Origin of the sequence: Cellulomonas sp. H30R-01, assembly GCF_010119915.1 — a bacterium.
Classification (GTDB): Bacteria; Actinomycetota; Actinomycetes; order Actinomycetales; family Cellulomonadaceae; genus Cellulomonas; species Cellulomonas algicola.
This window is the reverse complement of record NZ_CP048210.1, coordinates 3,862,989-3,888,076: the sequence shown is the minus strand read 5'-3', so window position 1 is coordinate 3,888,076 and position 25,088 is coordinate 3,862,989. Positions and strand designations below refer to the sequence as shown.

Sequence of the window (25,088 nt, the reverse complement as noted above, 5' to 3'; positions counted from 1 at the left end):
GCTGTCCGTCAGTGCACCCGAGCAGCGGGTGCCACGGCGCAGGGGGCGACGATGGACAGGGTGGCCGTGTGGGTCAGCGCGAGGGACCCGATCTCGGAGGCCGGGGTGGTGAGCGCGCTGCGGCCGCGGCCCGAGGTGCGCGTGGTGCCCGCGGAGGAGGCGCCGAACGCGCAGGTCGCGGTCGTGATCGCGGACTCGGTGGACGACGACGCGCTGCGCCTGGTCCGGATGGTGCGGCGGCAGAGCGCCGCGCAGGCCGTGCTCGTCGCGGGCCGCCTCGAGGACGGCGACGTGGTCACCGCGGTCGAGGCCGGCGTGCTCGGGCTCGTGCGCCGCGCCGAGGCCACGCCCGACCGGCTCGTCCGCGTGATCTGCGGCGCCGCGACCGGTGAGGGCAGCGTGCCCCCCGACCTGCTGGGACGCCTGCTCGACCAGGTCGGCACGCTCCAGCGGCAGGTGCTGCGGCCGCGCGGGCTCACGTTCACCGGGCTCGCGTCGCGCGAGATCGAGGTGCTGCGGCTCGTCGCCGACGGGTACGACACCTCCGAGATCGCGCAGCACCTCGCGTACTCGGAGCGGACCGTGAAGAACGTGCTGCACGACGTCACGACCCGCCTGCAGCTGCGCAACCGGTCGCACGCCGTGGCGTACGCGCTGCGCGAAGGTCTCATCTGACCGCTGCCCCTTCGGCACCCGCCGGCTGCCCCGACGGCTGACCGGGCGCGGGTGCTCGGGCCGTGCGGCGGGCGGCACCGTGAGGGGTCCGCACCGCGGAGGGCAGGAGGAGGCGTCGTGCGCCGAGCACTCACGGCCGGGCTGGTCGCCGCCGTCGTGCTGCCCTCGGCGGTCCTCGCGGCGTCGGGGGTCGGGCCGCGGCCCGCGGCGCTGCCGACACCGCTCGTCACCGAGCCGCGGCTCGCGTACGCGGACTCCGAGCAGCGCCTGATGTCGGTCCTCGTCAGCGACCCGCCCGAGCCCGAGCCCGAACCTGAGCCCGAGCCCGAGCCCGAGCCCGAGCCCGAGCCCGAGCCCGAGGATCCCGGCGGGATCGCCGCCGGCCCCGGCGGTGCCGGTGGGCTGCTCGGCGCGGCCGCCCCTCCCGTCGCCGGCCGGACCGTGCTGCCTGCCTTCGGCGACCTCGACGTCGAGGACGTCGGGTTCGACGACGTCGTCGAGCAGGACCACCGCTACGACGCCGAGGGCTCGGTGCAGCAGCCGGGAGGTCGGCCCGGCGGCCGGTTCGAGACGCAGCCGCCGACGGCGTTCGTCAGCGCGCGGCACCTGCCCGAGGGCGACGTGTACGTGCGCTACGAGGCCACCGAGGACCTCCCGACGCAGGTCGTGCGCGTCACGTGCGACGCGGCCGTCGAGTCGCACCCCGTGATCTCGCCCGACGGCACGTGGATCGCGTGGGCCACGACGCGCGACGGGACGTGGTCGATCGTCCGGGCCTCGATCGACGACCTCGCCTTCCCGGACGACCTCGACTGGTGCGAGGAGGTCGGCGACCAGGCCGAGGCGGTGACGACGGGCGGGGCCGACGAGACGTGGCCCGCGTGGACGTCGGACAGCGACCGGATCGTCTACAGCAGCACCGAGTCCGACCCGCTGGGCGACCTGTGGTCGGTGTCGACCGACACCCTCGTGCCGGTCCAGCTCACCCGCGGACCGGCCGCCGAGACGCAGCCGACGGTCTCCCCGTGGGGCGACACCGCCGCGACCGTGGCGTTCACCACCTCGCAGTTCCGCCCCGACGGCTCCCTCGGGCTGGTCGGCATCGGCAGGGACGGGCAGCCCGCGAGCCTGTTCGAGGGCAACGACGGCGCGGTCGTCGACCTCTACCCGCCCGGCGCCGGCACCGAGGAGTACCCGGGCCGCGTCCAGGCGTCCGAGCCGACGTTCGGCCAGGTCGACGACGTCGCGTGGCTGGCCTGGACGAGCCGGGAGGTGGACCCCGCGGGCGACGTGTGGGTCGGGTTCCTCGACGACAGCGAGGCCGGCATCACCGTCGAGTTCCAGGAGCCCGTGATCGCGACGCTGGGGCGCAGCGAGTCGCACCCGTCCTGGGGGTCCGTGTTCGAGAGCGGCGAGGGCGAGACGCCCGCGGCGTACCTGACCTTCACCGACGCACCGCGGCTCATCGACATCCACGACGTGCGCGCCGACGGCAGCGGGGACCTGCGGATCCTGGCGAACCGCACCGAGCAGCCGCCGCCCGACGAGCCGAGCGCGCCGCCGCCCGAGCCGCTGCACGAGCTGTCGCCCGCGTACCACCCGGCCGGGGACGAGCTCGCGTACGCCTCGGAGAACGCGGCGCCCCTGCCCTTCGGGTGGTCCCTCTCGCAGGTGCTCCGGAGCACGCCGGCCGACCAGAACGCGGGGACCGTCCTCGACTACCCGGCGGGTCCGTTCGACGCCGAGCCGGCGTGGTCGCCCGACGGCACGCGCGTGGCGTTCGCCCGCTCGCCCGACCCGACGGGCAACGCGCCGACCCTGCTCTACGTCGCCGACCTCTCCACGAGCCCCGCGACGGTCACGCAGGTCACCGAGGGGGCCGAGGGGCTGCTCTTCGAGGACCACGACCCGACGTGGACGCCCGACGGGTCACGCCTGTTCTTCAGCCGCTGGTTCCTCGACGACCGTGGCGAGGACGTGCCGCCCCCCGAGCGGTACGCCGTCACGGCCACGACCATCTGGTCGGTCGACGCGGCAGGCACGGCGCCCGCGCAGCCGTTCGTCGTGGGGGACCCCTGCTTCCCCGCCGCCTCGTGCCCGCAGGTGGTCGCGGGGCGTTCCCCCGCCCTGTCGCCCGACGGAACGCGCCTCGCGGTCGTCGACCTGGGCACCCGCAACCTCGGCCTGGGAGGACTGCCGCTCACCGGCGCCGTCGCGCTCGGCGGGATCGGGATCCTCACCCTCGACACGACCGGGACCGGATCCCCCGTGCAGAGCGCCGTCGCCCTCACCGGCATCCGCGACGACGGCAGCGCGACGCCCTCCCGCCCGGTCGTCGACGGCACCGACAACCCGGCGTGGTCGCCCGACGGCACCGAGATCGCGTTCTCCGCGCACCGCGCGGGACAGCCGAAGCAGCGCGGCATCTGGGCGGTGTCGGCCGCCGACGGATCGGGCCTGCGGGTCGTCACCGACACCCAGGGGAACCAGGACGAGCCCGCGTACCGGCCGTACGCCGACCTCGCGGTGACGCTCGCGGCGGCGCCGGCGCCCGACGGCTCGACGACGCTCACCGTGACCGTGAGCAACGCCGGTCCCGGCCTGGTGCGCGCGGCGCAGGTCGACGTCGAGCTGCCGCCCGGGCTGACGACGACCGGTCTGCCGGGCTGCACCGTCGCCGGTCAGCAGCTGACGTGCCCCGTCACGACGCCCCTGCCGCCGGGCGGGGCACCCGTCGCGCTCGCCGTCCCGGTCCAGGGCGCGGCGACCACGGCCGGCCCGATCACCGCGGTCGTCACGAGCACGAGCCCCGAGCGGGACGTCACCGACAACACCGCGACGCTCACGCCGGCCGCGCCCGGCGTGTCCGTGACGGTGGCGGTCACGCCCACGCTGTGGGTCGGCGGGCTGCCGGGCACCGCGACGTTCACGGTGACGAACCTCGGGTCCCAGCCGGCCGAGGACGTCACGCTCACGACGACGTTCCCCGGGCTCGTGACGACGACGGGCGGCGATCCGTGCACGTCCGGTCCCGGCGTCTGCGCGCTCGGGACGGTCGCGCCGGGCACACCACGCGTCGTCGAGGCGACCCTGCGCGCCGCGGCCGTGACCGGTCCCCCGCAGAGCGGGCTCGTCACGGGTGTCGTCGGCACGTCGTCGTCCGACCCCGTCGCCGCCGACGACACCGCGAGCGCACCCGTCGAGGTGCGGGCGCCCGAGCTGCTCGTCGTGCCGACCGTCCTGCGGCCCGGCGGCGTCGCGTTCGTCAACGGCCGCTGGTTCCCGCCCGGCGAGCCCGTCCGGCTCTCGTGGTCCACCGGGATCATGAGCGCACCCGGCCCGTACGTCCCGCTGGCCGACGGGTCCTTCCAGGCGTCCGTGCCCGTCGTCGCCGACACGATCCTCGGCCCGCGCCGCATGGTCGGGACCGGCACGTCACCCGGACCGCTGTTCGGGGAGGTCGACACCGACCTGCTGGTGAACCCGAACTCGGTCGCCGCCCCCGACTTCCTGTTCCGGAGGTGACGTCGTGATCGGCTCGGTCGACGAGGCGCTGCGCGCGCTGGTGCGCGAGGCGGTGGACAGCACGTCCGTCGAGGTCGTGCTCGACGCCCCGACGAAGGACTGGGCCGCGCGACGCAACGCGCCCACGGTCGACATGTACCTGTACGACCTGCGCGAGGACCTGCGGCGACGGTCGCGCGGGTTCCTCGAGAACCGGGTCGAGGGCGCGGTGCAGACCCGGTTCCAGCCACCGCGGCACTTCCGGCTGTCCTACCTGGTCACGGCCTGGACACAACGCCCGGAGGACGAGCACCGGCTGCTCGACGCGGTGCTCGTGCACCTCCTGCGGTTCGACGCGCTCCCCGCACGCGTGCTCGAGGAGCGGCTCGTCGCGGCGGGGGCGCGCGTCCCGCTGTTCGTCGGCCTGCCGCCGCCCGAGGACCGCGGGTTCGCGGACGTCTGGTCTGCGCTCGGCGGCGAGCTCAAGCCGTCGATCGACGTCGTCGTCGACGTGCCCGTCCTCACGCCCGTGCCCGGCGACGTCGTCGGACCGCCCGTGCAGCAGCCGCTGCAGGTCGACCTGCGTGACACCGACGGCGGGGGCACCGACACCGGAGTGCACCGGCACGTGCCGCCGCCGCCCGCGCCCGACGGCTCTCCGGGGTCGACGTCCGGGTCGTCGCCCAGCGGCGACGCGCGCGGCGGTGCCCGGCCCGTCGCACGCGCCCGGAGGCGACGGTGAGCGCGGAGCCCGCCGGTCGGACCCCGGCCGGTGCCGCGTTCGGGTTCGACACGGGTGCCGCGCCCGCGGTCGCGGCCGGTGCCGCATCCCGCGCCGTGCGACCCGGGGACGCGAGCACCGCGCACGTCCTGGCCCGGCTCGCGGCCGTCGAGGAGCGCGTGCGGGCGCTCGTCGACCGGCGTCGCGTCGGGGACCCCCAGCCCGACGACCCGTTCCGCGGGCTGTACCTCAACGACGAGACCGTCGACCGGCTGCTCGCGGGCCACGGCACCGAGGTCCTGTCCGCCGAGGTCGACGACCGGACGCGCGCGGCCGAGCAGGCCGCCGACGCCGCCGAGGCCGCGGGCCACGTGCTGCGGCTGCGCACGCTGACCCGCGCGTTCGCGCTCGACGACCTCGACGTGGAGCTGCTGCTGGTGGCGCTCGCGTGCGAGGTCGACGTGCGGTTCGAGCAGCTGTTCGGCTACCTCAACGACGACGTGACGCGACGGCGGCCGTCCGCGGCCGTCGCGCTCGCGCTGTGCGGCGTGCCCCTCGCGTCGGCGTCCGGCCGGCACCGCCTCCAGCACGGCCCGCTCGTGCGCGGCGGGCTGCTCGAGGTGGAGGACCCCGACCGTCCGCTGCCGGGCCGCCCGTTGCGCGTGCCCGACCGGGTCGTCGGGCACCTGCTCGGCGACGACGCGCCCGACCCCGCCCTCGCCGCGGTGCTGGTCGACGACGAGGACGTGCCGTGGGGCGACCCCGGGCGGCTCGTCGCGGCGCTGTCCGCCGGGGCGCCGCTCGTCTACCTGCGCGAGCCGCCGACGGGGTCCGGCCGCGTGCTCGCCGTCCGGGCGCTGCAGGCCGCGGGACGCGGTGCGCTGGTCGTCGACGGCGCCGCGGTCGCGGCCGTGCCCGACCCGGAGACCATCGCCCGCACCGCGGCGCGCGAGGCCCTGCTCACGGGCGCGGGCCTCGTCGTGATCGGCACCGAGCCGCTCACGGACCAGCCGCGCGCGTCCCGGGCGCTGCTCGCCGCGTCGCCCGTGCTCGTCGTCGGGCGCACGACGTGGGACCCGGCGTGGAGCGAGTGGCCGCCGCTGCTGCTCGACGTGCCGCCGTCGACCGTCGCCGAGCGCACGACGCTCTGGCAGCAGTCGCTCGGCCGGGCGACCGACGGGTCGTCCGACGGCGACCCGATCGACACCGCCCGCACGACCGCGCCCTACCTGCTGCGTCCCGAGCAGGTGACGCGCGCGGCGCGCGCGGCGCGGCAGCAGGCCACGCTCGACGGCGGGCTCACCGCCGAGCACGTGCGGGTCGGCGCACGCGCCGAGAACGGGACCGCGCTCGAGCGGCTCGCCCGGCGCATCGAGCCCGCGGTCGGCTGGGACGACCTCGTCCTGCCGCCCGACGTGCTCGGCTCGCTGCAGGAGGTCGCGACCCGCGCGCGGTTCCGCGAGCAGGTGCTCGGCGACTGGCGGATGCGTCCCGGCGGCGGGCGCGGGCACGGCGTCGCGGCGCTGTTCGCGGGCGACTCCGGCACGGGCAAGACGATGTCCGCCGAGGTCGTCGCGCACGAGCTCGGCCTCGACCTGTACGTCGTCGACCTCGCGACCGTCGTCGACAAGTACATCGGCGAGACCGAGAAGAACCTCGAACGCATCTTCGCGGGCGCCGCCGGGGTCAACGCGGTGCTGCTGTTCGACGAGGCCGACGCCGTGTTCGGGCGGCGCAGCGAGGTCAAGGACGCGCACGACCGGTACGCCAACATCGAGTCCGCGTACCTGCTGCAGCGCATGGAGACGTTCGACGGGCTCGCGATCCTCGCGACGAACCTGCGCGCGAACATCGACGACGCGTTCATCCGCCGCCTCGACGTCGTCGTCGACTTCCCCGTGCCCGACGCCGGGCAGCGCGTCGCCCTGTGGGACCGCAGCCTGGGGGTCCGGGTGCCGCGCGACCCCGACGTCGACCTGACGTTCTGCGCGGACGCGTTCGAGCTCGCCGGCGGCGCGATCCGGTCCGCCGCCGTCACCGCCGCGTACCTCGCCGCGCAGGACGGCGGGACCGTCGCGATGCGGCACGTCGTGGCGGCCGTGTACCGCGAGTACCGCAAGCTCGGCCGCCTCACGCTCCCCAGCGAGTTCGGCCACTACTGGAGCCTCCTCGCCTGACCTCCGGGGCCGCCCTGCCCGATCGGGCCGAGCGGAGTGCCCGACGGGGTGGACCGGGCGCTCCTGCCGGGCGGCGGCGTGCGGTGGCAGCGTCGAGCGGGTCGAGGAGGACCTGCGTCGAGAGGGGCCGACGATGCACAGCCACGACCACCTGGAGGGCACCGAGACGCTGCGGCCCAAGGCCGCCCGCGCCGACGAGCGCGACACCGCCCCGGTCGTCGCGCGGGCGCTCGCGGAGGGACGCCCGGACCGGCTCGACGCGAGCGGGCTCACGTACCTGCAGCGGACCGCGGGGAACGCGTCGACGGCGGGCCTGGTCGAGGAGGAGCGCTCGCCCGTGCTCGACGTCGTCGGGTCCGGCGGCGGCCGCCCGCTCGACGCGGACACGCGCGCGGACATGGAAGGCAGGCTCGGCGCCGACTTCGGGGACGTCCGCGTCCACACCGACGGGGCGGCGTCCGACTCGGCCCGTTCGGTCGGGGCGCACGCGTACACCGTCGGCTCGGACATCGTCTTCCAGCGCGACGCGTACGACCCGACGTCCACGGCCGGCCGCACGACCCTCGCGCACGAGCTGACGCACGTCGTCCAGCAGCGCAGCGGGCCCGTCGACGGCACGCCGACGGGGAGCGGCATCAGCGTCTCCGACCCGGGCGACCGGTACGAGACGGCCGCCGCCGCGAACGCGGAGCGCGTCATCGCCGAACCCGCGCCCGCCGCCGCGACCGCCTCCCCCGACACCGCCCGCGCCGCCGACGCCACCGTCGTGGCGCAGCGTCAGGACGAGGAGCCGGTGGAGGAGGAGCAGGTCCAGGGCTCCTTCGTCCAGCGCGAGGAGGCCGCCGAGGAGGAGATGGAGGAGGGCTGAGCCCGCGCGGACGTCCGGCTCGCGCCGACGCCCGATCGGGCAACGACACCGTCCCTCAGGGGCGTCCGGGCGGACCACCGCGCTCCCGACCGCCCGCAGCACGCTGACCAGTACGACTCCCTGTGCCCGAAGGAGGGGACATGCCGACCTACCTGTCACCCGGCGTCTACGTCGAGGAGGTGGAGGCGGGCACCCGGCCCATCGAGGGGGTCGGGACGTCCGTCGCCGCGTTCGTCGGCCTGGCGGCGAAGGGACCGTTCAACACGCCGACGCTCGTCTCGAACTGGACGCAGTACGCCGAGACGTTCGGCGACTTCCTGCCGAACTCGTACCTCGCGCACTCCGTGTACGGGTACTTCCTCAACGGCGGCTCGAACGCGTACGTCGTGCGGATCGGCGCCGACGGTGCCACCGCCGACGACCCCGAGGCGCAGCCGCGCACCCGCACCTCGCCGAAGGCGCTGCCGGCGGTCCCGCAGGCTGTTCTGGGCGCGTACAAGGTGTCGGCGTCGGACAAGGCGCCGAAGACGAAGCGGCTGAGCGTCGAGGTGGCCGAGCCGAGCGGCGACAACCCGCCGGACGACCACTTCAAGCTCGTCATCCACGTCGACGGCAAGGCGACCGAGACGTACGACCACGTCACCACCAAGCGCGGCGACGACAACGTCGCGACCAAGGTGAACGCGCAGTCGAAGCTCGTCACGATCGAGGAGCTCGCCAGCGGCAGCGCGCTCGCGAAGCCGGACAAGGGCATCGCGGACCTGATCGAGCCCGAGCCGGAGCCCGAGCCGCCCGCCACGGGCGACCTCGGCGCCGACGACTACATCGGCGACGCGGCCGACCGCACCGGGTTCTCGGGTCTGGAGGCGATCGACGAGATCACGATCGTCGCCGTCCCGGACCTCGTGGCCGCGCTCGAGCAGGGGGCGATCGACCTCGAGACGTTCCAGGCCGTGCAGCTCGCCGTCATCGCGCACTGCGAGCTCATGGGCGACCGCATGGCGATCCTCGACCCGCCGCCCGGGCTCGGCCCGCAGGCGATCAAGGACTGGCGCGTCGACACCGCGGGCTACGACTCCAAGTACGCGACGCTCTACTGGCCGTACATCAAGGTGTTCGACCCCGCGTCCGGCTCGAACAAGTTCGTGCCGCCGTCGGGCCACATGGCCGGCATCTGGGCGCGCAACGACGACACCCGCGGCGTGCACAAGGCGCCCGCGAACGAGGTCGTCCGCGGGGCGATCACGCTGCAGACGCAGATCACGCGCGCCGAGCACAACCTGCTCAACCCGGTGGGGATCAACGCGATCCGCACGTTCCCCGGCCGTGGGGTGCGCGTCTGGGGCGCCCGGACCCTGTCGTCCGACCCGGCCTGGCGGTACGTCAACGTGCGACGGCTCTTCAACTACCTCGAGGAGTCGATCCTCATCGGCACCCAGTGGGTGGTGTTCGAGCCGAACGACGACGCGCTGTGGGCCCGCATCCGCCGGACCATCTCCGCGTTCCTCGTCAACGAGTGGCGCAAGGGCGCCCTGTTCGGGCTCAGTCCCGAGGAGGCGTTCTTCGTGCAGTGCGACCGGGAGACGAACCCCGCCGAGGGGATCGACGCGGGCCAGGTCGTCTGCCGCATCGGGGTCGCGCCGGTGAAGCCCGCCGAGTTCGTGATCTTCCAGCTCTCGCAGTTCTCCGGCGGCACGAGCCTCGTCGGCGAGTGACCGGTCCCGACGACCACAGGAACGGTGAAACATGGCACTCCCCGACACCTTCGACCTCGCCACCGCGTACTCGTTCAGCGTGAAGATCGACGGCATCCAGATCCCGCACGTCATGGAGGTCAGCGGGCTCAAGGCCGAGGTCGACAAGGTGACCTACCAGCAGCAGGCCGCCGACGGGAAGTTCGTCACCCGGCAGATGATGGGCCGGCAGAAGGCCGGCGAGTTCAAGGTCAAGCGCGGCCTCACCGACTCGACGACCGTCACGGACTGGTTGAAGGCGGTCTTCGAGGGCAAGCTCGCCGACGCGCGCAAGACGGCGGAGGTCGCGATCTACACGTCCGACAACCAGCTGCTCAAGCGGATGAACTTCCGCAACGTCTGGGTCAAGGACGTCGAGCTCGGCGGCACCCTCAAGGCCGGGTCCACCGAGCCGCTGTCCGAGACGTTCACGGTCTGCTGGGACGAGATGGAGTTCGCCTGATGCGACGCTCCCTGCCCGTCCAGCTGGACGCGCCCGAGGTCGACGAGGTGCCCGCCGGCACGTCGTCGGCCTCGGCCGTCCGGCGGGACGCGCTGCGCACCGAGTTCGACTTCCAGCTCCCGCGCGGGTACCTGGACGGCGACGGCGTGCTGCACCGGCACGGCACCATGCGGCTCGCGACGGCGCGCGACGAGCTGCTGCCCCTGTACGACGCACGTGTGCAGGAGAACCCCGCCTACACGACGGTCGTGCTGCTGAGCCGCGTCATCACGTCGCTCGGCACCCTCGGCGCGGTCACGCAGAGCGTCGTCGAGAACATGTTCGCGTCGGACGTGGCGTTCCTGCAGGACCTGTACCGCCGCATCAACGCCGAGGGGCACACGCGCGCCGCCGTCACCTGCCCGTCGTGCCAGCACCGCTTCGACGTCGACATCTCCGGTGGGCGCCTGGGGGAATCGTGACGTACGCGCCGGCCCGCATCCGGGAGGAGGTCGCGTACGTCGCCTACCACTTCCACTGGTCCCACGACGAGATCCTCGACCTCGAGCACCCGCAGCGGATCGCCTACGTCCAGGAGATCGCGGCGATCAACCGTCGCATGAGCGAGGAGCGCTGACGTGCGCTGGCCGTGGCAGCGGGACCGTGGAGTCCCGCCCGTCGCCGACCCCGGGACGCGCGCGTCGCACCCGGGTGCGGGCGTCGCGGGCCGCGTCTCCGGCGCGACGGAGCCGTCGACGGGTGCGTCGACGGATTCACCCTCGCCCGCCCAGACGACGGACGCGCCCGGTGCGCGGGAGTCGACCTCCGGGTGGGCGTTCCTCCCGCCGCTGCAGCGGACCGTCCGGCCCGTCGAGCTGACCAGCCGCCCGGTCGCGTTCCTCGCCGACCTGCCCACGCGCGCGTCGCTGCCGTTCACCGGGTCGATGACGCACGTCGTCGACCAGCGCGCCCCGTCGGGCGTCGTCGACGGCGACGGCGACCGCTCCGCGCCGCCCGTCCAGCGGTCCGCCGACGTGGACCTCACGCTCCTGCCACCCGCCCCGCGTGCCGCCGCCCCCGTGCAGCGCCGCACCGGCGGCCTGGTGGCTCTCGACTCGGCGCCGGCGGGAACGCCACGACTGCGGGCCGTGCCCGTGGACCCGCCGGCGCCGGACGTCCCGACCGTCGCCCCCGCGGGCGAGCCCGCCGACGCCCTGCCGAGCGGGGACGGCTGGACCGCCGACGGGTGGACCGCGCCCGGCGTGACCGACGCCCCCGCCGCCGACGGGTCCTGGCGCGACGGCGACGCGACGACGGTGCCGATCGGGTCGGCGGCGCCGGCCGCCGCACCCGCAACGCCCGCCCGGGCCGACGGCACCACCGTGCAGCGACGCGTGGGTCTCGGGGCACCGATCAGCCGGTCACCGCTCGCGAGCACCCCGCCGGACCTGCCGCTCGTGCCGCGCGACGCGACCACGTCGGCGCGTGCGGGGCGCGGGTCGGCGACGACCCCGGGCGCCGGTGGCGGTGCCGCCTCGCCGACGGTCCAGCGGTCGACCCGTGACGCGGCGTCGGCTGCCGCACCCGCGGACCGCCCGGCACCTGTCGACGGGTCGGGCGGTGACGGCGAGGCGCAGCCGCCCGCTGCTACCGGGTCGGCGACGGCGGCCGTGCCGCGCACGACCGACACCCCCGGCGGTGGCCGCGCCGAGCCCGCCGCGACGTCCGGCGCTGAGACCGTCGCGCAGCGGTCGACCGACCGCTCGGGCGGTGTCCCGGCCGTGCGCGCCGAGGAGCCGACGCCGGCCGGCGCGCCCGTGCTGGACGTCGTCCGGCCGTCCCCGGACGGGCCGTCCGTGCGAGGTGCCGTCGCCGACGCCTCCGCCGGGCCGGGCGACGCGAGCTCGCCGCCGCCGCCGCCCGCGGCGAGCATCGTCGCAGCCCACGGCAGGGTCGGTGCCGCGCCGCACGTCCAGCGCGCCGTCGGCGACCCGGCGACGCCAGGCGGACCGGGTGAGCGGACGGCCCCGACCACGGCCTCGGCATCGCGCCGGACGGACACCACCGACGGGTCGTCGGCCCCGGCCGTCCGGCCCGCCGCACCGCGTCCGGCACCCTCGTCGGCGGACGCGCTCGCCGCGGTGCAGCGACGCGCCGACGCAGGTGCGTCGACCGGGGAGGGCACGGCGCGCCCGACGGACGACGCCGCGGTGCCGTCGGGGCCGCCGCCCGTCGGCGACGCCACCTCCACACGGGGCACCGCGGACGCGACCGGCGTCCGGGCCGCGCACGACTCTGCCGAGGCGGCGGAGACCGGGCCGACGCCCGACGGTCCGGGCGGGAGCGCGGGCGGGTCCGGCGCACGTCGGACGGACCCCACCGACGCCACGGGCACGGGAGCCGCGGCGGCTGATGTCCCACCGCCGGCCGGCGCAGGCGCGTCGGCGAGCCCGCTCGACGCGCCCGCCTCCGGCGCGTCCGCGCCGGCGTCGGTCCCCACGCTCGGCGGGGCGACGCCCCTGACGACCGGCCCGGGCGACGGCGACCGACCGCCGAGCGCGTCGGGCGCCGGACCGGCGGGGCGCGGTGCCGGACCTGCCGCGGACCTCACGCTCGCGACGCCCCCGGCGCGCGTCCAGCGGTCGACCGGGTCGGCCCTCCGCGCCGGGGTGACGCGCAGCCCCGACCGCGGCTCGCCCGCCGGCGGCGCGCTGCCTCTGCGCGACGCGACGGCGCCGCGAGACCCGGGCGGGACCGCGCCGACCTCCGCGAGCGGCACGTCCTCCGGGCCCCCGACGACGGCACCGGCTGCGCCGCCGACCGTGGGCCCGGCATCGACGTCGACGGCGGCAGCGGCCCCGGCATCGACATCGACGGCGGCAGCGAGCGCCCCGGTCGTCCAGCGCGCGGTTCCCGGCGCCGACCACCCGGCCGCACCGGCCGCACCGGCCGCACCGGCCGACATCGCCGACACCGACGGCACCGGCGGCGGCCCCGCGTGGACCGACATGTCGCCCGCGGCACCCCGGGACGGCGGTGCGGCCGTGCCCCTCGACGCCCCCCGAGCCGCGGCCGCGTCGGACCTCCCGCTCGTCGCGCGCTCGACCGCCGCGCCGGACGCGACGGCCTCGTCGGGACCGGGCGCGACCACCGTCCCCGGTCCCGGCCCCGCACTCAGCGTCGGTCCCCTGCTCACGGGCCGCCCGGCGCCGGTGCAGCTCGTGGACCGCCGCTCCCCGACCCTGCTGGCCGGCCGCACCGGCGCACGTCGCGCGGTGCCGGTCCAGCGCGTCGTCGTCGGTGCCCCCGCACCCTCGGGCCCGCTGCCGGGTGGAGCGACGCCGGCCGCCCTCGTCCTCGACCGCGCCCCGGGGGGTGCCGCGCCGGAGGTGGGTGGCGGCGCGTCCCGCCGCGCGGACGGGCCGACGGGCTCGAGGCCGGGCCCTCGGGCCGACGTGACCGACGCCCCGGCCGACACGTCGCCCGCACGCACCACCACGCACCCCGACGCCGCCGTCGCACCGCCCACGGACACGCTCGGCGCGCTCCCCCTGCCCTCCGCCACCGCCTCGTCGGGCGACGGAGCCCTCGCGACCCTCCAGCGCACCCGTGCGCCCGGCACGTCCGCGACCACCGGCCGGCCCGTGCCGCCCCTCTCCCCCGGTGGCCCCGGGGCGCCGGTCGGCCCGACGGCGTCCCGCTCGACGACACCGGTCCCCGCCGACGCCACGGCGACGCTCACCACGTCGACCGACGGCGCAGCGACCGGGACGTCGGGGGCGTCGAGCCCGCTGCCGCTGGTCCAGCGCCGCACCGAGCAGACGCCGACGACGACCCCGCCGGAGCCGCCGGCCGCACCGCCCGCGGTCCAGCGCAGCGACGACGCCGCTCCCCCACCGCCGGTCGCGACGCCGGTCGTCGCCGCCGACGCGGCGGGTGCGGCACCGGAGGGGTCGGGCGCGTCACCGTTCGCGACGGCGACCCCGGCGGACCTCGACGAGCTGGCCCGGCGGCTCATGACACCGCTGATGCGCCGCGTCCGCGGACAGCTGCTGGTGGACCGCGAGCGCCGCGGCACGCGGATCGACCGATGACGAGCAGCAGGAGCAGCGCGAGCGCCACGACGAGCGGGAGGAGGGACCGATGCTGGAGGACACCGCGACAGCCGTCGGGCTGCAGTACGTCGTGACGGTCGACGGGCACAAGCTCGGCACGTTCGCGTCGTGCGAGGGCCTCGGGCTGGAGGTCGTCGTGGAGAGCCGCGAGGAGGGCGGCTTCAACACCGGCGTGTGGCAGCTGCCGACGCGCGTGAAGTACCCGAACGTCAAGCTCACGCGTCCGCTGGGCAAGGAGACGGCGGACGTCATGGCGTGGCTGTCGACGGTGAGCCAGGGGCTGGTCGCGACGACGGCGAGCATCGAGGCGCGCACGACGGACGGCACGACGGTCGTGCGGTGGACGCTGCAGGGCGTCGTGCCGATCCGCTGGACGGGCCCGTCGCTCACCCCGGACACGACGAAGGTCGTGACGGAGACGCTCGAGCTCGCGCACCACGGCTTCGGCAAGGGGGCGTGACGTGGGATCGGCGACGGGGTTCAACGCGAGCGCGGCGTCGGCGGCACCGGCGGGTGCGTCGACGCTGACGCACGCGAAGCTCGACCTGCACGAGCCGTCGAAGGACGGTGCGCTCGACAAGCCGGGGCCGCTCATCGGGTCGGTGGACTTCCAGTTCAACCCGAAGGAGCTCACGCTCCAGAAGTCGGCGAAGTGGACGCGCCCGACGACGAAGGGCAGCAAGCGCTCGAGCCCGCCGCAGTACCAGGGGCCGCAGCCGTCGAAGCTGACGCTGGAGATGTTCCTCGACGAGTCGGTGTTCTTCGACCCGGCGAAGAAGCAGGACGGGTCGGTCGTGAAGACCGTCGAGCAGCTGTTCAGGTGCTGCGTGCCGACGGACGCGTCGCACGGCCAGAAGAAGGACTCCCCGCCCTGGGTCAAGTTCTCGTGGGGCGGCCTGACGGGGTTCCTCGCGTACATCGAGCAGGTGCAGGTGAAGTACACGCTGTTCACGCCTGCCGGACTGCCGGTGCGGGCGGTGTGCACGGTGACGCTGCAGGAGCTCGCGGGCGAGCCGCCGGGCACGAACCCGACGTCGGGCGGCCGGGTGCCGCACCGCGAGCACGTGGTCGTGCAGGGCGACACGCTGCCGGGCGTCGCGTACCAGGAGTACGGCGACGCGGCGCTGTGGCGGGCGGTCGCGGACGTCAACGGGATCGACGACCCGGCGCGGTTGCGTCCCGGTCGGCGCCTGCTCCTGCCGACCGCCGACGAGCTGCTGCGCCAGGCCCCGCCGACGGCGCCGCGCACGCCGGTGACGACGCCGCGCGCGGGCTCGCCCGCGGTGACCCCCGCGCTGCGCAGGGAGGTGGCCGGTGCCGTTCGGTGAGGAGCACAGCGCGACGCTGCTGGTGTCCGTGGACGGGGCACCGTTGCCGGCCGACGTCGCGCCGCTGCTCGTGTCCGGGTACGTCGACAGCGCGCGCAGCGTGCCGGACCTGTTCGTGCTCCGGTTCTCCGACGAGCACGGGACGGTCCTGAAGAAGGGCGGCTTCACGATCGGCGCCCAGGTCGAGCTGCAGGTGCAGTCGAGCGGCCCGGGCGGCCCGAAGCCGCTGCTCAAGGGCGAGGTCACGGCGGTCGAGGCGGAGCTCGACGCGGAGGGCCTGCACACGGTCGTGCGCGGCTACGACGTGGCGCACCGCCTGTTCCGCGGGCGCCGGATGGAGGCGTACCGGCTCATGAAGCCGGGCGAGATCATCCGCAAGGTGGCGCAGCGGGCGGGTCTCACGGTCGGCACCGTGTCGTCGGAGGGTTCCGTCATCGAGCACGCCGTGCAGGACGACGTCGACGACTGGACGTTCGTGTCCACGCTCGCCGAGCAGGTGGGGTGGGTCGTGCGCGTCGTCCAGGGCAAGGTCCAGGCCGGCCCGCCCGCGGAGGCGACCGCGGCACCCGCGACGAGCGGCGAGGCCCGCAAGGACCCGCTCGTGCTCGAGAAGGGCGTCAACCTGCAGTGGCTGCGCGCGACCGTGACCGCCGCCGGTCAGGTGCCCGACGTCGAGGTCCGCAGCTGGGACGTGAAGCAGAAGAAGGCACTGGTCGGCACCGCCACCGCGACGACGGTGAGCGCACAGCTCGCCGACGCCGACCCGGCGAAGCTCGCGAAGACGTTCGGCAGCCCGACCCTCGTCGAGCCGGCGCCCCGGCTGGACACCCAGGCGGCCGTGACCGCGCGGGCGAAGGCGCTCGCGGACCGGATCGCGGGCGGGTTCGCGGAGCTCGAGGGTGCGGTGCACGGCAACCCGGCGCTGCTCGCGGGCGGGTCGGTCGCGGTGCGCGGGATCGGCTCGCCGTTCGACGGGCAGTACGTGCTGACGGCCGTGCGGCACGACTTCGACGCCGAGGGCGGTTACGTCACGTCGTTCACGGTCGCGGGTGCCTCCGAGCGGTCGCTGCTGGGGACGGTGCTCGGATCGACCGGTGGGGGTGTCGGGGCGGCGGGCGGGCCCACGGGTCGCACGCCGACGCTCGGCGTGATGCCGGCGATCGTCACGGACGCGAAGGACCCGGACTCGATGAACCGCGTGCGCGTCAAGCTGCCCGTGCACTCGGACACGTACGAGTCGGGGTGGGCGCGCGTCGTGCAGCCGGGCGCGGGCGCGGGCCGCGGCACCGGGATGCTGCCCGAGGTCGGCGACGAGGTGCTCGTCGCGTTCGGCGAGGGCGACCTCGCGCAGCCGTACGTGCTGGGCGGCCTCTACAACGGCAAGGACGCGCCCGACAAGGAGCAGGTCGGTGGGACCGACGGCAAGATCCAGAAGCGCGTCTTCGTGTCCCGGACGGGCATGCGCGTCGAGCACCTGGAGAAGCCCGACGCCGAGGAGCTGACGATCTCCACGAACGCGGGCGCGCAGAAGGTGCGGCTCGTCCAGAAGCCGAACGCGGCGATCGAGATCATCTCCGAGGGTCCCGTCACCGTGACCGCGAAGAAGGAGGCGACGGTCACCGCGCAGAACGACGTGTCGGTGACGAGCAAGGCCGGCGCGGTCACCGTCAAGGGGCTCGACGTGACGCTCGAGGGCTCGAAGTCGGTCACGGTCAAGGGGCCCAAGGTGACCATCGAGGGCACCGCGACGACCGACGTGAAGGGCGCCGTCGTCAAGGTCGCCGCGCAGGGCACCGCCGAGCTGTCGGCGTCCGGCATCACCACCGTCCGCGGCTCGCTCGTGAAGATCAACTGAGGGGGCGCGACGTGGGTCAGGAGTTCATCGGCGCCGGGTGGGCGTTCCCCGTGCGCACCGACGCGACGGGCCGCATCGCGCTGTCCCGCGAAGGCCGCGAGATCGAGGAGAGCATCCGCCTGATCCTCGCGACGGCCCCTGGCGAACGACCCATGCGGCCCGAGTTCGGCTGCGCGGCGCACGACCACGTGTTCGCGCCCGCCGACGCGTCGACCGCGGGCGCGATCGCCGACGCGGTGCGCGTCGCGCTGGACCGGTGGGAGCCGCGCATCGACCTGCAGGACGTGCTGGTCCGCTACGACGAGGTCGACCGCGGCCTGCTGTACATCGACGTGCAGTACGCGCTGCGCGGCACGAACGACCCTCGCAACCTCGTCTTCCCCTTCTACACGATCCCCGACGAGCGCCCCGGCACCCCCGCGGGCACGGGCGCCGCCGGGCCGATGGGCGGAGGTGCCTGACGTGCTGCCCACCCCGAACCTCGACGACCGGCGGTTCCAGGACCTCGTCGACGACGCGAAGCGCATGGTGCAGCGGCGCTGCCCGGAGTGGACCGACCACAACGTGTCCGACCCGGGCGTCACGCTCATCGAGACCGTCGCGTTCATGGCGGACGAGCTGTTCTACCGGCTCAACCGCGTGCCCGACCGCCTGTACGTCGCGTTCCTCGACCTGCTGGGCGTCACGCTGCACCCGGCCGGCGCGGCGACGGTCGACGTGACGATGTGGCTGTCCGCGCCGCAGCCGGAGACGGTGGTCGTGCCCGAGGGCACGGAGTCCGCGACGCAGCGCGGCGAGGGCGAGGAGCCCGTCGTGTTCGCGACGACCGCGGAGCTGCGCATCCCCCCGCGCGAGCTGCGGCACGTGCTCACGCAGCGGCCCGGCGGCGAGCCCGTCCCGCACGACGAGCAGCTCTCCTTCCGCGAGCAGTTCCCCGTGTTCGCCGACGTCCCGCAGCTCGACGACGTGCTGCTGCTCGGCCTCGACGACGCGGCACCGTCCTGTGTCGTCGTCCTGCGCTTCGACTCGGACGTGCAGGGCGTCGGCGTCGACCCGCGCCACCCGCCGATCGTCTGGGAGGCGTGGGACGGGCGGGCGTGGGTGTCGTGCGACGTCGACAGCGACGGCACCGGCGGCCTCAACCGCCCCGGCGACGTGGTGCTGCACGTCCCCCCGACGCACACCGCGCACGTGCTCGCCGACCGGCGCGCGGGCTGGCTGCGCTGCCGCGTCGTCCCGCCCGACACCGACTACACCGGCTACTCGGCGTCGCCGAGGGTCCGCGAGGCGAGCGCGTTCACCATCGGCGGGACCGTCGCGGCGATCCACGCGGCGACCGTCGAGGACGAGGTCGTCGGGCTGTCCGAGGGCACGTACGCGCAGGTCTTCCCGCTCGAGCACGGGCCCGTCGTCGCGGGTCCGCCGCTCGTCCTCGAGGTCGCCGCGGGGCCCGGCTGGGACACGTGGGCCGAGGTCGACTCGTTCGCCGGGCACGGGCCCGACGACCAGGTGTTCCGCGTCGACCGTGCGGCCGGTGAGCTGCACCTCGCGCCCGCCGTCCGCGAGCCCGACGGGACGCTGCGCGCGTACGGCGCGGTCCCGCCCAAGGGTGCCCCGATGCGCCTGCCCCGCTACCGCACCGGCGGCGGGCCCGACGGCAACGTCGCCCCCGGGACCATCCGGGTGCTGCGCGGTGCGGTGCCGTTCGTCGACCGGGTCTCCAACCGGCGCGCGGCGGTCGGCGGGGTCGCGGCCGAGACCGTCGACGAGGCGAAGGAGCGCGGCCCGCTCGCGCTCCGCGTCCGCGACCGGGCCGTCACGACCGAGGACTACGAGGAGATCGCGCGCGGTGCGACGACCGGTGTCGCACGCGTCCGGGCCGTGGCCGCCGGGGACGGCGCCGACGCGGGTGCGGTGCGGGTGCTCGTCGTCCCGACCGCCGTGCCCGACGCGGCCGGGATGCTGCGGTTCGAGGACCTCGTGCCACCCGCCGAGACGCTCGCCGCGATCGCCGACCACCTCGACGACCGCCGCCCGGTCGGCGCGCGCGTGCTCGTCGAGCCGCCGTTCTACCAGGGCGTCACCGTCGTCGCGCGCCTGTCCCCCCGCCCCCGGGCTGACGTCGCGCTGCTCGCGACCGAGGCCGAGCGGGCCCTCTACCGCTACTTCGACCCGCTCACCGGCGGGCCCGACGGCGACGGCTGGCCCTTCGGCCGGCCTGTCCAGGCGGGCGAGGTCTACGCCGTCCTCCAACGGCTGTCGGGCACCGAGCTCGTCGAGGACGTCAAGCTGTTCGCGGCCGACCCCATCACGGGCCGCCGCGGCGAGGCGGTCCAGCGCATCGACCTCGACAAGCACGCGCTCGTCTTCTCCTTCCGGCACCAGGTGAGGGTGGCGAAGCGCTGATGCCCGACGTGCGCAGCAGGCGCGGCATGGTCGACGGGCTCACGACGCCCGTCCCGATCGGCACGCGCCTGCCTGCCGTCCTGCAGGAGGACGACTTCCTGCTGCGGTTCGTCGCCGCGATCGACGACACGTTCGCGCCCGTCCACCTCACGCTCGACGCGCTCGCCGCGTACGTCGACCCGCACCTCGCACCCGCCGACTTCCTCGAGTGGCTGTGCGCGTGGGTCGGCATCGAGCCCGACCAGACGTGGAGCGTCGAGCGGCGCCGCGAGGTCGTCGCGCACGCGTCCGCCGTGCACCGGTGGCGCGGCACCACGCGGGGCGTCGCCGAGGCCGTCCGGCTCGTCGTCGACGGCGACGTCGAGGTCACCGACACCGGTGCCGCGGACTGGTCCGCGACCCCCGGCGGCCCGGTCCCCGGCGAACCCGTGCCCGGCCTGCTCGTCCGCGTCCGTGCGGGCGGTCCCGTCGACCGGCGCCGCGTCGAGCGCGTCGTCGCCGCCGTGACCGCCGCACACGTGCCCGTCACGCTCGACCTGGAGGAGGAGACCTCATGATCGTGTGCCCGTCGTGCGGCAGCCGGAACGAGGACGACGAGCAGTTCTGCGGCGAGTGCGGCAACTACCTCGACTGGGACGAGGTCCAGGTCGTCGAGGAGCCCGCCGCCGTCGCCGCACCCGCGCCCGCGCCCGCCGCGGCGTCGGCCACCGCAGCCCCCGCACCCGCCGCCGAGCACGCACCCGCCGCTCAGCCGGGGCAGTCGACCGACCCCGCCCGCGCCGTCCCCACCGAGCCGGCGCCACCCGCGACCGTCGCGGAGCGCGCACACGCCGCCGGGCCCGCACCGGCCGCGGCACCCGCCGCCGGACCGCTCGCCGCCGGGTCCTCGATCGGTGCCGACGTCCCGACGCGCGACGTCCCGTCGCCTCGCACCTCGGCGCGCCACCAGGGCACGACCGACGCAGCGGCACCGTCGACGAGCAGCGAGATTCCCGGACGGGCCGCGGACGACGGCGCTCCCGGTCCGGGCGTCGCCGCCGCCGCGGCCGGGGCGTCGACGGCGGACGCGCAGGCCGCCGCCCGCGACGCCGAGAGCCGCGCAGCGGCCGAGCGCGCCGCCGCGGACCAGGCGGCCGCCGAGCGCGCGACCGCCGAACGCCGCGCGGCGGAGCGCGAGGCCGCCGACCGTGCGGCCGCCGAGAAGGCCGCCGCGGACAAGGCCGCCCGCGACGAGGAGGCCGCCCGCCAGGCCGCCGCCGACGCCGCCGCGGCGCAGCGGGCCGCCGAGGCGCGCGCCGCCGCGGAGCAGGCCGCGGCCGAGAAGGCGGCGGCCGAGCGCGAGGCCGAGGCCAGGGCCGCCGAGGAGAAGGCCGCGCAGGAGCGCGCCGCGCGGACCGCCGCGGCGGCGGCCCTCGTCGCCCCGCCACCCCCGGCCCGTCCAGCTGCCCCCGTCGCTCCGCAGCAGCCGGCGGCGGTCAAGCCGGGGACGCCGCAGGCGCCGCGCAAGCCGCGCCCCGTCCCGAAGGCCGACGACACCCCGCCCGCGCCGGGTGACCTCGTCTGCGGGCACTGCGGGGCGGGCAACGCGCCCACGCGCAAGTTCTGCCGCCGGTGTGGGACGAGCCTCGCCGACGCGCCCGTCGCGCAGCGCCGGTCGTGGTGGAGCCGGCTGTGGCGCCCCGACCCGAAGGCCGCGCGCGCCGCCGGCTACCGACCGGCGCGCCGGCGACGCTTCCCGACGCGGCCCGTCGTCGCGATCGTCGTCATCGGGGCGATCGTCGCCGCCGTCCTCGCGTTCCGGCCGGAGATCGAGCGGGCCCGCATCTCGCTGCTCGACCGCATCCAGGGCAACACCGCCGTCAACCCGACGCAGATCGCCGCGTCGAGCGAGCTCCCCGACCGGCCCGCCGGGCAGATCCGCGACGGCGCGACCAACCTCGCGTGGTCTCCCGCGGCGCCCGGCGACGGCGTCGGGCAGTTCGTCGACATGGCGTTCGCGCAGCCGTTCCGGCTCACGCGCGTGCTCGTCATCCCCGGTGCGTCGGACGTCGAGAAGGACTACCTCGAGGGGTCGAGCCCGCGCGTGCTCACCCTCACGGCCACCACGTCGGCGGGCACGCAGCAGACCGTGGACCTGCCGCTCGCCGACCGCGTCGGCCTGCAGAGCGTCGCGACCGCGATCGACGACGTCGTGGCGATCCGCCTGACCATCAGCTCCACGTACCGCGCGACGCCCGAGACCCACGTGGCGATCGCGGAGGTGGAGCTCCGCGGCCGGTCGTGACGGCCGGACCGGCGGCGACGGGCGACGAGGCGGGCGCGACGACGGGCGCGACGGGCGTGAGCCTCGGCACGGGACGGCTGCGCAGCGGTGCCGCGCCGGTCCCGCGGTCGGCGACCGGCACCACCGGAGACGGTTCGTCACCGACGGCGACCCCGAGCGTGTCGAGCATCGCGCGGTAGCCCTGCGAGGCCCGGTGCGCCGCGGCGGCGTCCCCGGCGGCGGTGAACGCCGTCACGAGCACGCGCCACGCGTGGTCCCGGCACTCGTCGAGCCGGATGGCCCGGGTCGCGGCGGCGACGGCACGGTCGAAGCGGCCGCGCCCCATCTCCAGCTCGGCGAGCTCGACGGCGGCGTCGGCGACCGTCAGCCGCAGCCGCTCCCGCTCCGCGACCACCCAGTCGGCCGGACCGTCCTCGGGCAGCAGGTCGCCGGCGTACAGGTCGACGGCGCGGGCGAGCTCGGCGCGGGCGCCCGCGTCGTCGTCCGCGGCCCGCAACCGCCTGGCCTCGCGCACCGCACGGTCGAGCTGCGCGACGTCGCTCGTCGACCCCGGGCGCAGCACGAGCGTGTACGTCTCGCCGTCGCGCACGACCAGCCGGCTGCTGCGGGTCGGGACGCCCGGCTCGAGCGCGCGCCGCACCGCGGACAGGCTCACGTGCAGGTTGTGCAGCGCCGCGCGCGGGTCGAGGTCGCCCCACAGCGCCTCGGCGAGCTGCTCACGGTGCACCGGCCGCCCCGCGTGCAGCGCGAGCACCCGCAGCGCGGCGCGGGCCCGCGGGCGGACACCCGACAGGTCGGCGTCGACCCCGTCCACGCGGAGCCGGAACTCCCCCAGGCAGCGGACGTCGACGAGCGGCACCCCGCCCCACACGGGGTCGTCGACCGCGTGGGGCCGCCGTACCGGTGAGCCGGGCGTCGCGGCGTCGAGCACCGCCCAGGGCCGCACGTCCACGCCGTGCTCCTCGGCGGTCGCGGTCGCGAGCGCCCGCAGCTCGGCACCGCCGTCGGGGTCGGTCGCCGCGAGCGCGGCGTACGCGTACGCGAGCGCGCCCGGCGCGCCCGCCCGGCGCGCGACCGCCTCCGCGGTCCTGGCGTCCTCGCGCGCCTCGGGGAGCTGCTGCGCGGCGGACGCGAGCGCCCGGCACGCCGTCGTCCACGCCGCCGGCACGGCCGCGCCGAGATCGCGCCAGCACCGGTCCAGGTCGTCCCAGACGTCGGGCTCGGCCGTCCCGGCAGTCAGCGCGGCGAGCGCGGCCCACGTCCGCACGAGCGCGGCACCCCACGGGTCCCCGGACCGTTCCGACCGGGCGGCGGTCGCCGCCGCCTCCGCCCTCGCCGTGCGCGTGCCGTCCGCGCCGACCACCAGGCCGTGCGCGAGCCGGGCGAGCCACGGCAGGTCGTGCGCCCGCGCCGCGGTGTGCACGCGGTCGAGCGTCGTGAGCGTCCGCCCGGGGGCTCCGGGCGTGAGGACCGCGTCGGCGAGCGCGGCCCCCAGGGCGAGGGCCGGCGGCGCGTCGGGGTCGGCGGCCGCGCGGCGCAGCGCGTCCCGACCGGCTCGGTGCGCGCCTGCGAGCACGAGGCACAGCCCTTCCGCGAGCGCCCTGTCCACGCCGGTGAGCCGCGCGGCGTCCCGCGCGGCCGTCGCCGGGTCCCGCCGGGTCGCCACCCGGACGACGGACGCCCACGAGCCCGCGGCCGTGGACGTCCAGTCGGTGTCGTGCGCGTGCACCGGCGGTGGCGTCGGTGGTGCGTCGCTGCGCGCGACGAGCTCCGCCCGCTCCTGCCATGCGAGCGTCGCGGCGGGGCCGAGGTGCGCGGCGTGCGCGGTCCGCAGGTGGCGGTGCAGGACGCGCGGCAGGCGGTAGCGGACACCGTCGTCGGTCCGCGCGAGCGACCAGCGCCGGTCCAGGGTGCGCAGCGCGTCCGCGGCGCCGTCGGCGGCCGGGTCCGGCTCCCCGACGAGGTCGGTGACCCGGCGCGCGGTGAGGTCGTCGAAGGCCGAACCCCAGTGCAGGACGTCGAGCTGCGCGCGGTCGAGGGGTGCGAGCACCTCGTCGACCAGGTAGTCCCGCACGTAGCCGGTGTCGGTGTCGAGGCTGCGCACCGCGCGTCGCCGGTCCGCGGGCAGCAGCCCCGACGTCGACCGGTGGAACAGGTGCACGGCCGCCGCCCAGCCCTCGGTCTCGTCGGTCAGGAGCTCCACGTCGTCGGGCGCCAGCGGGTGCCCGTACACGTCGCGGAACAGCCGGTCGACCTCCCAGACGCGCAGCCGCAGGTCGTCGGCGTCGAGCACGGTCGGCGGCGGGAACTCGGACCGCGCGAGGCTGAACGTGGGCCGTCGCACCGTGCCGAGCAGCACGTGGACGTCGGGGGTCGACGGCAGCAGCAGCCGCTCGAGGTCGTCCTCGACGCGCCCGACGAGCAGCTCGTGCGCGTCGTCGAGGACCAGCAGCGTCGGGGCACGTCGCGCCAGGACCGACCGCCCGACCTCGTCGGGCGCCAGCAGCTCGGTGCGCGTCCCCGACCGCACCGCGATGCCCGCGGGCGTGCAGCGCCCCCAGACGACGGGCAGCCGGCTCGTGCGCGCCCACTGCCGCATGACGGTCGTCTTGCCGGACCCGCGCGGGCCCACCACCAGGCCGCAGCGCGTCGTCAGGACGTCGTCCAGCCGGTGCATCAGCGCACGCCGGACCACGCCTCGCCCGGCGGTCGGGACGCTCGCGCCCACCACCGGGTCGGCGACGGCATCGCGCCCTCGCGACATCGAGCCCCCCGGACCCCCCTGGGTGCCGGGCAGCCCCCGTCGCCGGCACCTCTCCGGCGATCCTCGCAAAGTCATGGGCGCCACGACAGGGCGATACCGGGCGAAATACTGCGATACGGGATGGGCGACGGCCGGTGCGGTCCGTGCGGCGGGCGGCGTGACCTCGCGGTCCGGGCGGATGTCTGCCTAGGGTCGGGGCGCGAGCCGGAGCAGGTG

Annotated in this window: 18 protein-coding genes; 17 read left to right on the top strand and 1 reads right to left on the bottom strand. The window is 76.4% G+C overall.

Features of this window, described 5'->3' with window-relative positions; all coding sequences use genetic code 11:
• Positions 1-51: 51 nt before the first annotated feature.
• From GXP71_RS17325 to GXP71_RS17250, 17 genes are all read left to right on the top strand, one after another.
• The gene (locus GXP71_RS17325; protein WP_124341081.1) at positions 52-675 is read left to right on the top strand and encodes a response regulator transcription factor; all 624 of its coding nucleotides are present in this window, start codon (positions 52-54) and stop codon (positions 673-675) included.
• Positions 676-792: 117 nt separating this feature from the next.
• On the top strand, positions 793-4,200 hold the full coding sequence (locus GXP71_RS17320) for a DUF11 domain-containing protein (RefSeq protein WP_162353673.1): 3,408 nt from the start codon (positions 793-795) through the stop codon (positions 4,198-4,200).
• Between the two features lie 4 nt (positions 4,201-4,204).
• Complete coding sequence (locus tag GXP71_RS17315) at positions 4,205-4,921, top strand: DUF4255 domain-containing protein (RefSeq protein WP_162353672.1); 717 nt, start codon at positions 4,205-4,207, stop codon at positions 4,919-4,921.
• Positions 4,918-7,077, top strand: coding sequence for an ATP-binding protein (locus GXP71_RS17310; protein WP_238402478.1), 2,160 nt, complete (start codon positions 4,918-4,920; stop codon positions 7,075-7,077). Before GXP71_RS17315 ends, GXP71_RS17310 begins: the two co-directional genes overlap by 4 nt.
• A gap of 133 nt (positions 7,078-7,210) precedes the next feature.
• On the top strand, positions 7,211-7,945 hold the full coding sequence (locus GXP71_RS17305) for a DUF4157 domain-containing protein (RefSeq protein ID WP_162353671.1): 735 nt from the start codon (positions 7,211-7,213) through the stop codon (positions 7,943-7,945).
• Positions 7,946-8,085: 140 nt separating this feature from the next.
• Complete coding sequence (locus tag GXP71_RS17300) at positions 8,086-9,660, top strand: phage tail sheath subtilisin-like domain-containing protein (protein ID WP_162353670.1); 1,575 nt, start codon at positions 8,086-8,088, stop codon at positions 9,658-9,660.
• A 31-nt stretch (positions 9,661-9,691) separates the two neighbouring features.
• Entirely contained in the window at positions 9,692-10,141 is a 450-nt protein-coding gene (locus tag GXP71_RS17295) for a phage tail protein (RefSeq protein WP_162353669.1), read from the top strand.
• Entirely contained in the window at positions 10,141-10,602 is a 462-nt protein-coding gene (locus GXP71_RS17290; RefSeq protein WP_162353668.1) for a hypothetical protein, read from the top strand. The genes GXP71_RS17295 and GXP71_RS17290 overlap by 1 nt, the downstream gene beginning before the upstream one ends.
• On the top strand, positions 10,599-10,757 hold the full coding sequence (locus GXP71_RS20195) for a DUF6760 family protein (protein WP_202924278.1): 159 nt from the start codon (positions 10,599-10,601) through the stop codon (positions 10,755-10,757). The genes GXP71_RS17290 and GXP71_RS20195 overlap by 4 nt, the downstream gene beginning before the upstream one ends.
• A gap of 1 nt (position 10,758) precedes the next feature.
• Positions 10,759-14,214, top strand: a complete 3,456-nt coding sequence (locus tag GXP71_RS17285) for a hypothetical protein (RefSeq protein WP_162353667.1) — start codon at positions 10,759-10,761, stop codon at positions 14,212-14,214.
• Between the two features lie 49 nt (positions 14,215-14,263).
• The gene (locus GXP71_RS17280; protein ID WP_124342847.1) at positions 14,264-14,695 is read left to right on the top strand and encodes a phage tail protein; all 432 of its coding nucleotides are present in this window, start codon (positions 14,264-14,266) and stop codon (positions 14,693-14,695) included.
• Between the two features lies 1 nt (position 14,696).
• The gene (locus tag GXP71_RS17275; protein WP_162353666.1) at positions 14,697-15,563 is read left to right on the top strand and encodes a LysM peptidoglycan-binding domain-containing protein; all 867 of its coding nucleotides are present in this window, start codon (positions 14,697-14,699) and stop codon (positions 15,561-15,563) included.
• Positions 15,550-17,418: a VgrG-related protein gene (locus GXP71_RS17270; protein ID WP_162353665.1), complete on the top strand. Its 1,869-nt coding sequence runs from the start codon at positions 15,550-15,552 to the stop codon at positions 17,416-17,418. Before GXP71_RS17275 ends, GXP71_RS17270 begins: the two co-directional genes overlap by 14 nt.
• Positions 17,419-17,429: 11 nt before the next feature.
• Entirely contained in the window at positions 17,430-17,879 is a 450-nt protein-coding gene (locus GXP71_RS17265; protein ID WP_162353664.1) for a GPW/gp25 family protein, read from the top strand.
• 1 nt (position 17,880) lies between these two features.
• Positions 17,881-19,824 (top strand): putative baseplate assembly protein, encoded by a 1,944-nt coding sequence (locus GXP71_RS17260; protein ID WP_162353663.1) that lies wholly within the window; start codon positions 17,881-17,883, stop codon positions 19,822-19,824.
• Positions 19,824-20,381, top strand: coding sequence for a phage tail protein (locus GXP71_RS17255; protein WP_162353662.1), 558 nt, complete (start codon positions 19,824-19,826; stop codon positions 20,379-20,381). The genes GXP71_RS17260 and GXP71_RS17255 overlap by 1 nt, the downstream gene beginning before the upstream one ends.
• Positions 20,378-22,108 carry a zinc ribbon domain-containing protein gene (locus tag GXP71_RS17250; protein ID WP_162353661.1) on the top strand — a complete coding sequence of 577 codons (1,731 nt, stop codon included), beginning with the start codon at positions 20,378-20,380 and terminating at the stop codon, positions 22,106-22,108. The genes GXP71_RS17255 and GXP71_RS17250 overlap by 4 nt, the downstream gene beginning before the upstream one ends.
• On the opposite strand, the gene GXP71_RS17245 is transcribed toward GXP71_RS17250, so the two are convergent.
• Entirely contained in the window at positions 22,035-24,785 is a 2,751-nt protein-coding gene (locus tag GXP71_RS17245; protein WP_238402477.1) for a BTAD domain-containing putative transcriptional regulator, read from the bottom strand. The two genes, GXP71_RS17250 and GXP71_RS17245, sit on opposite strands and share 74 nt — an antisense overlap.
• Positions 24,786-25,088: the final 303 nt, after the last annotated feature.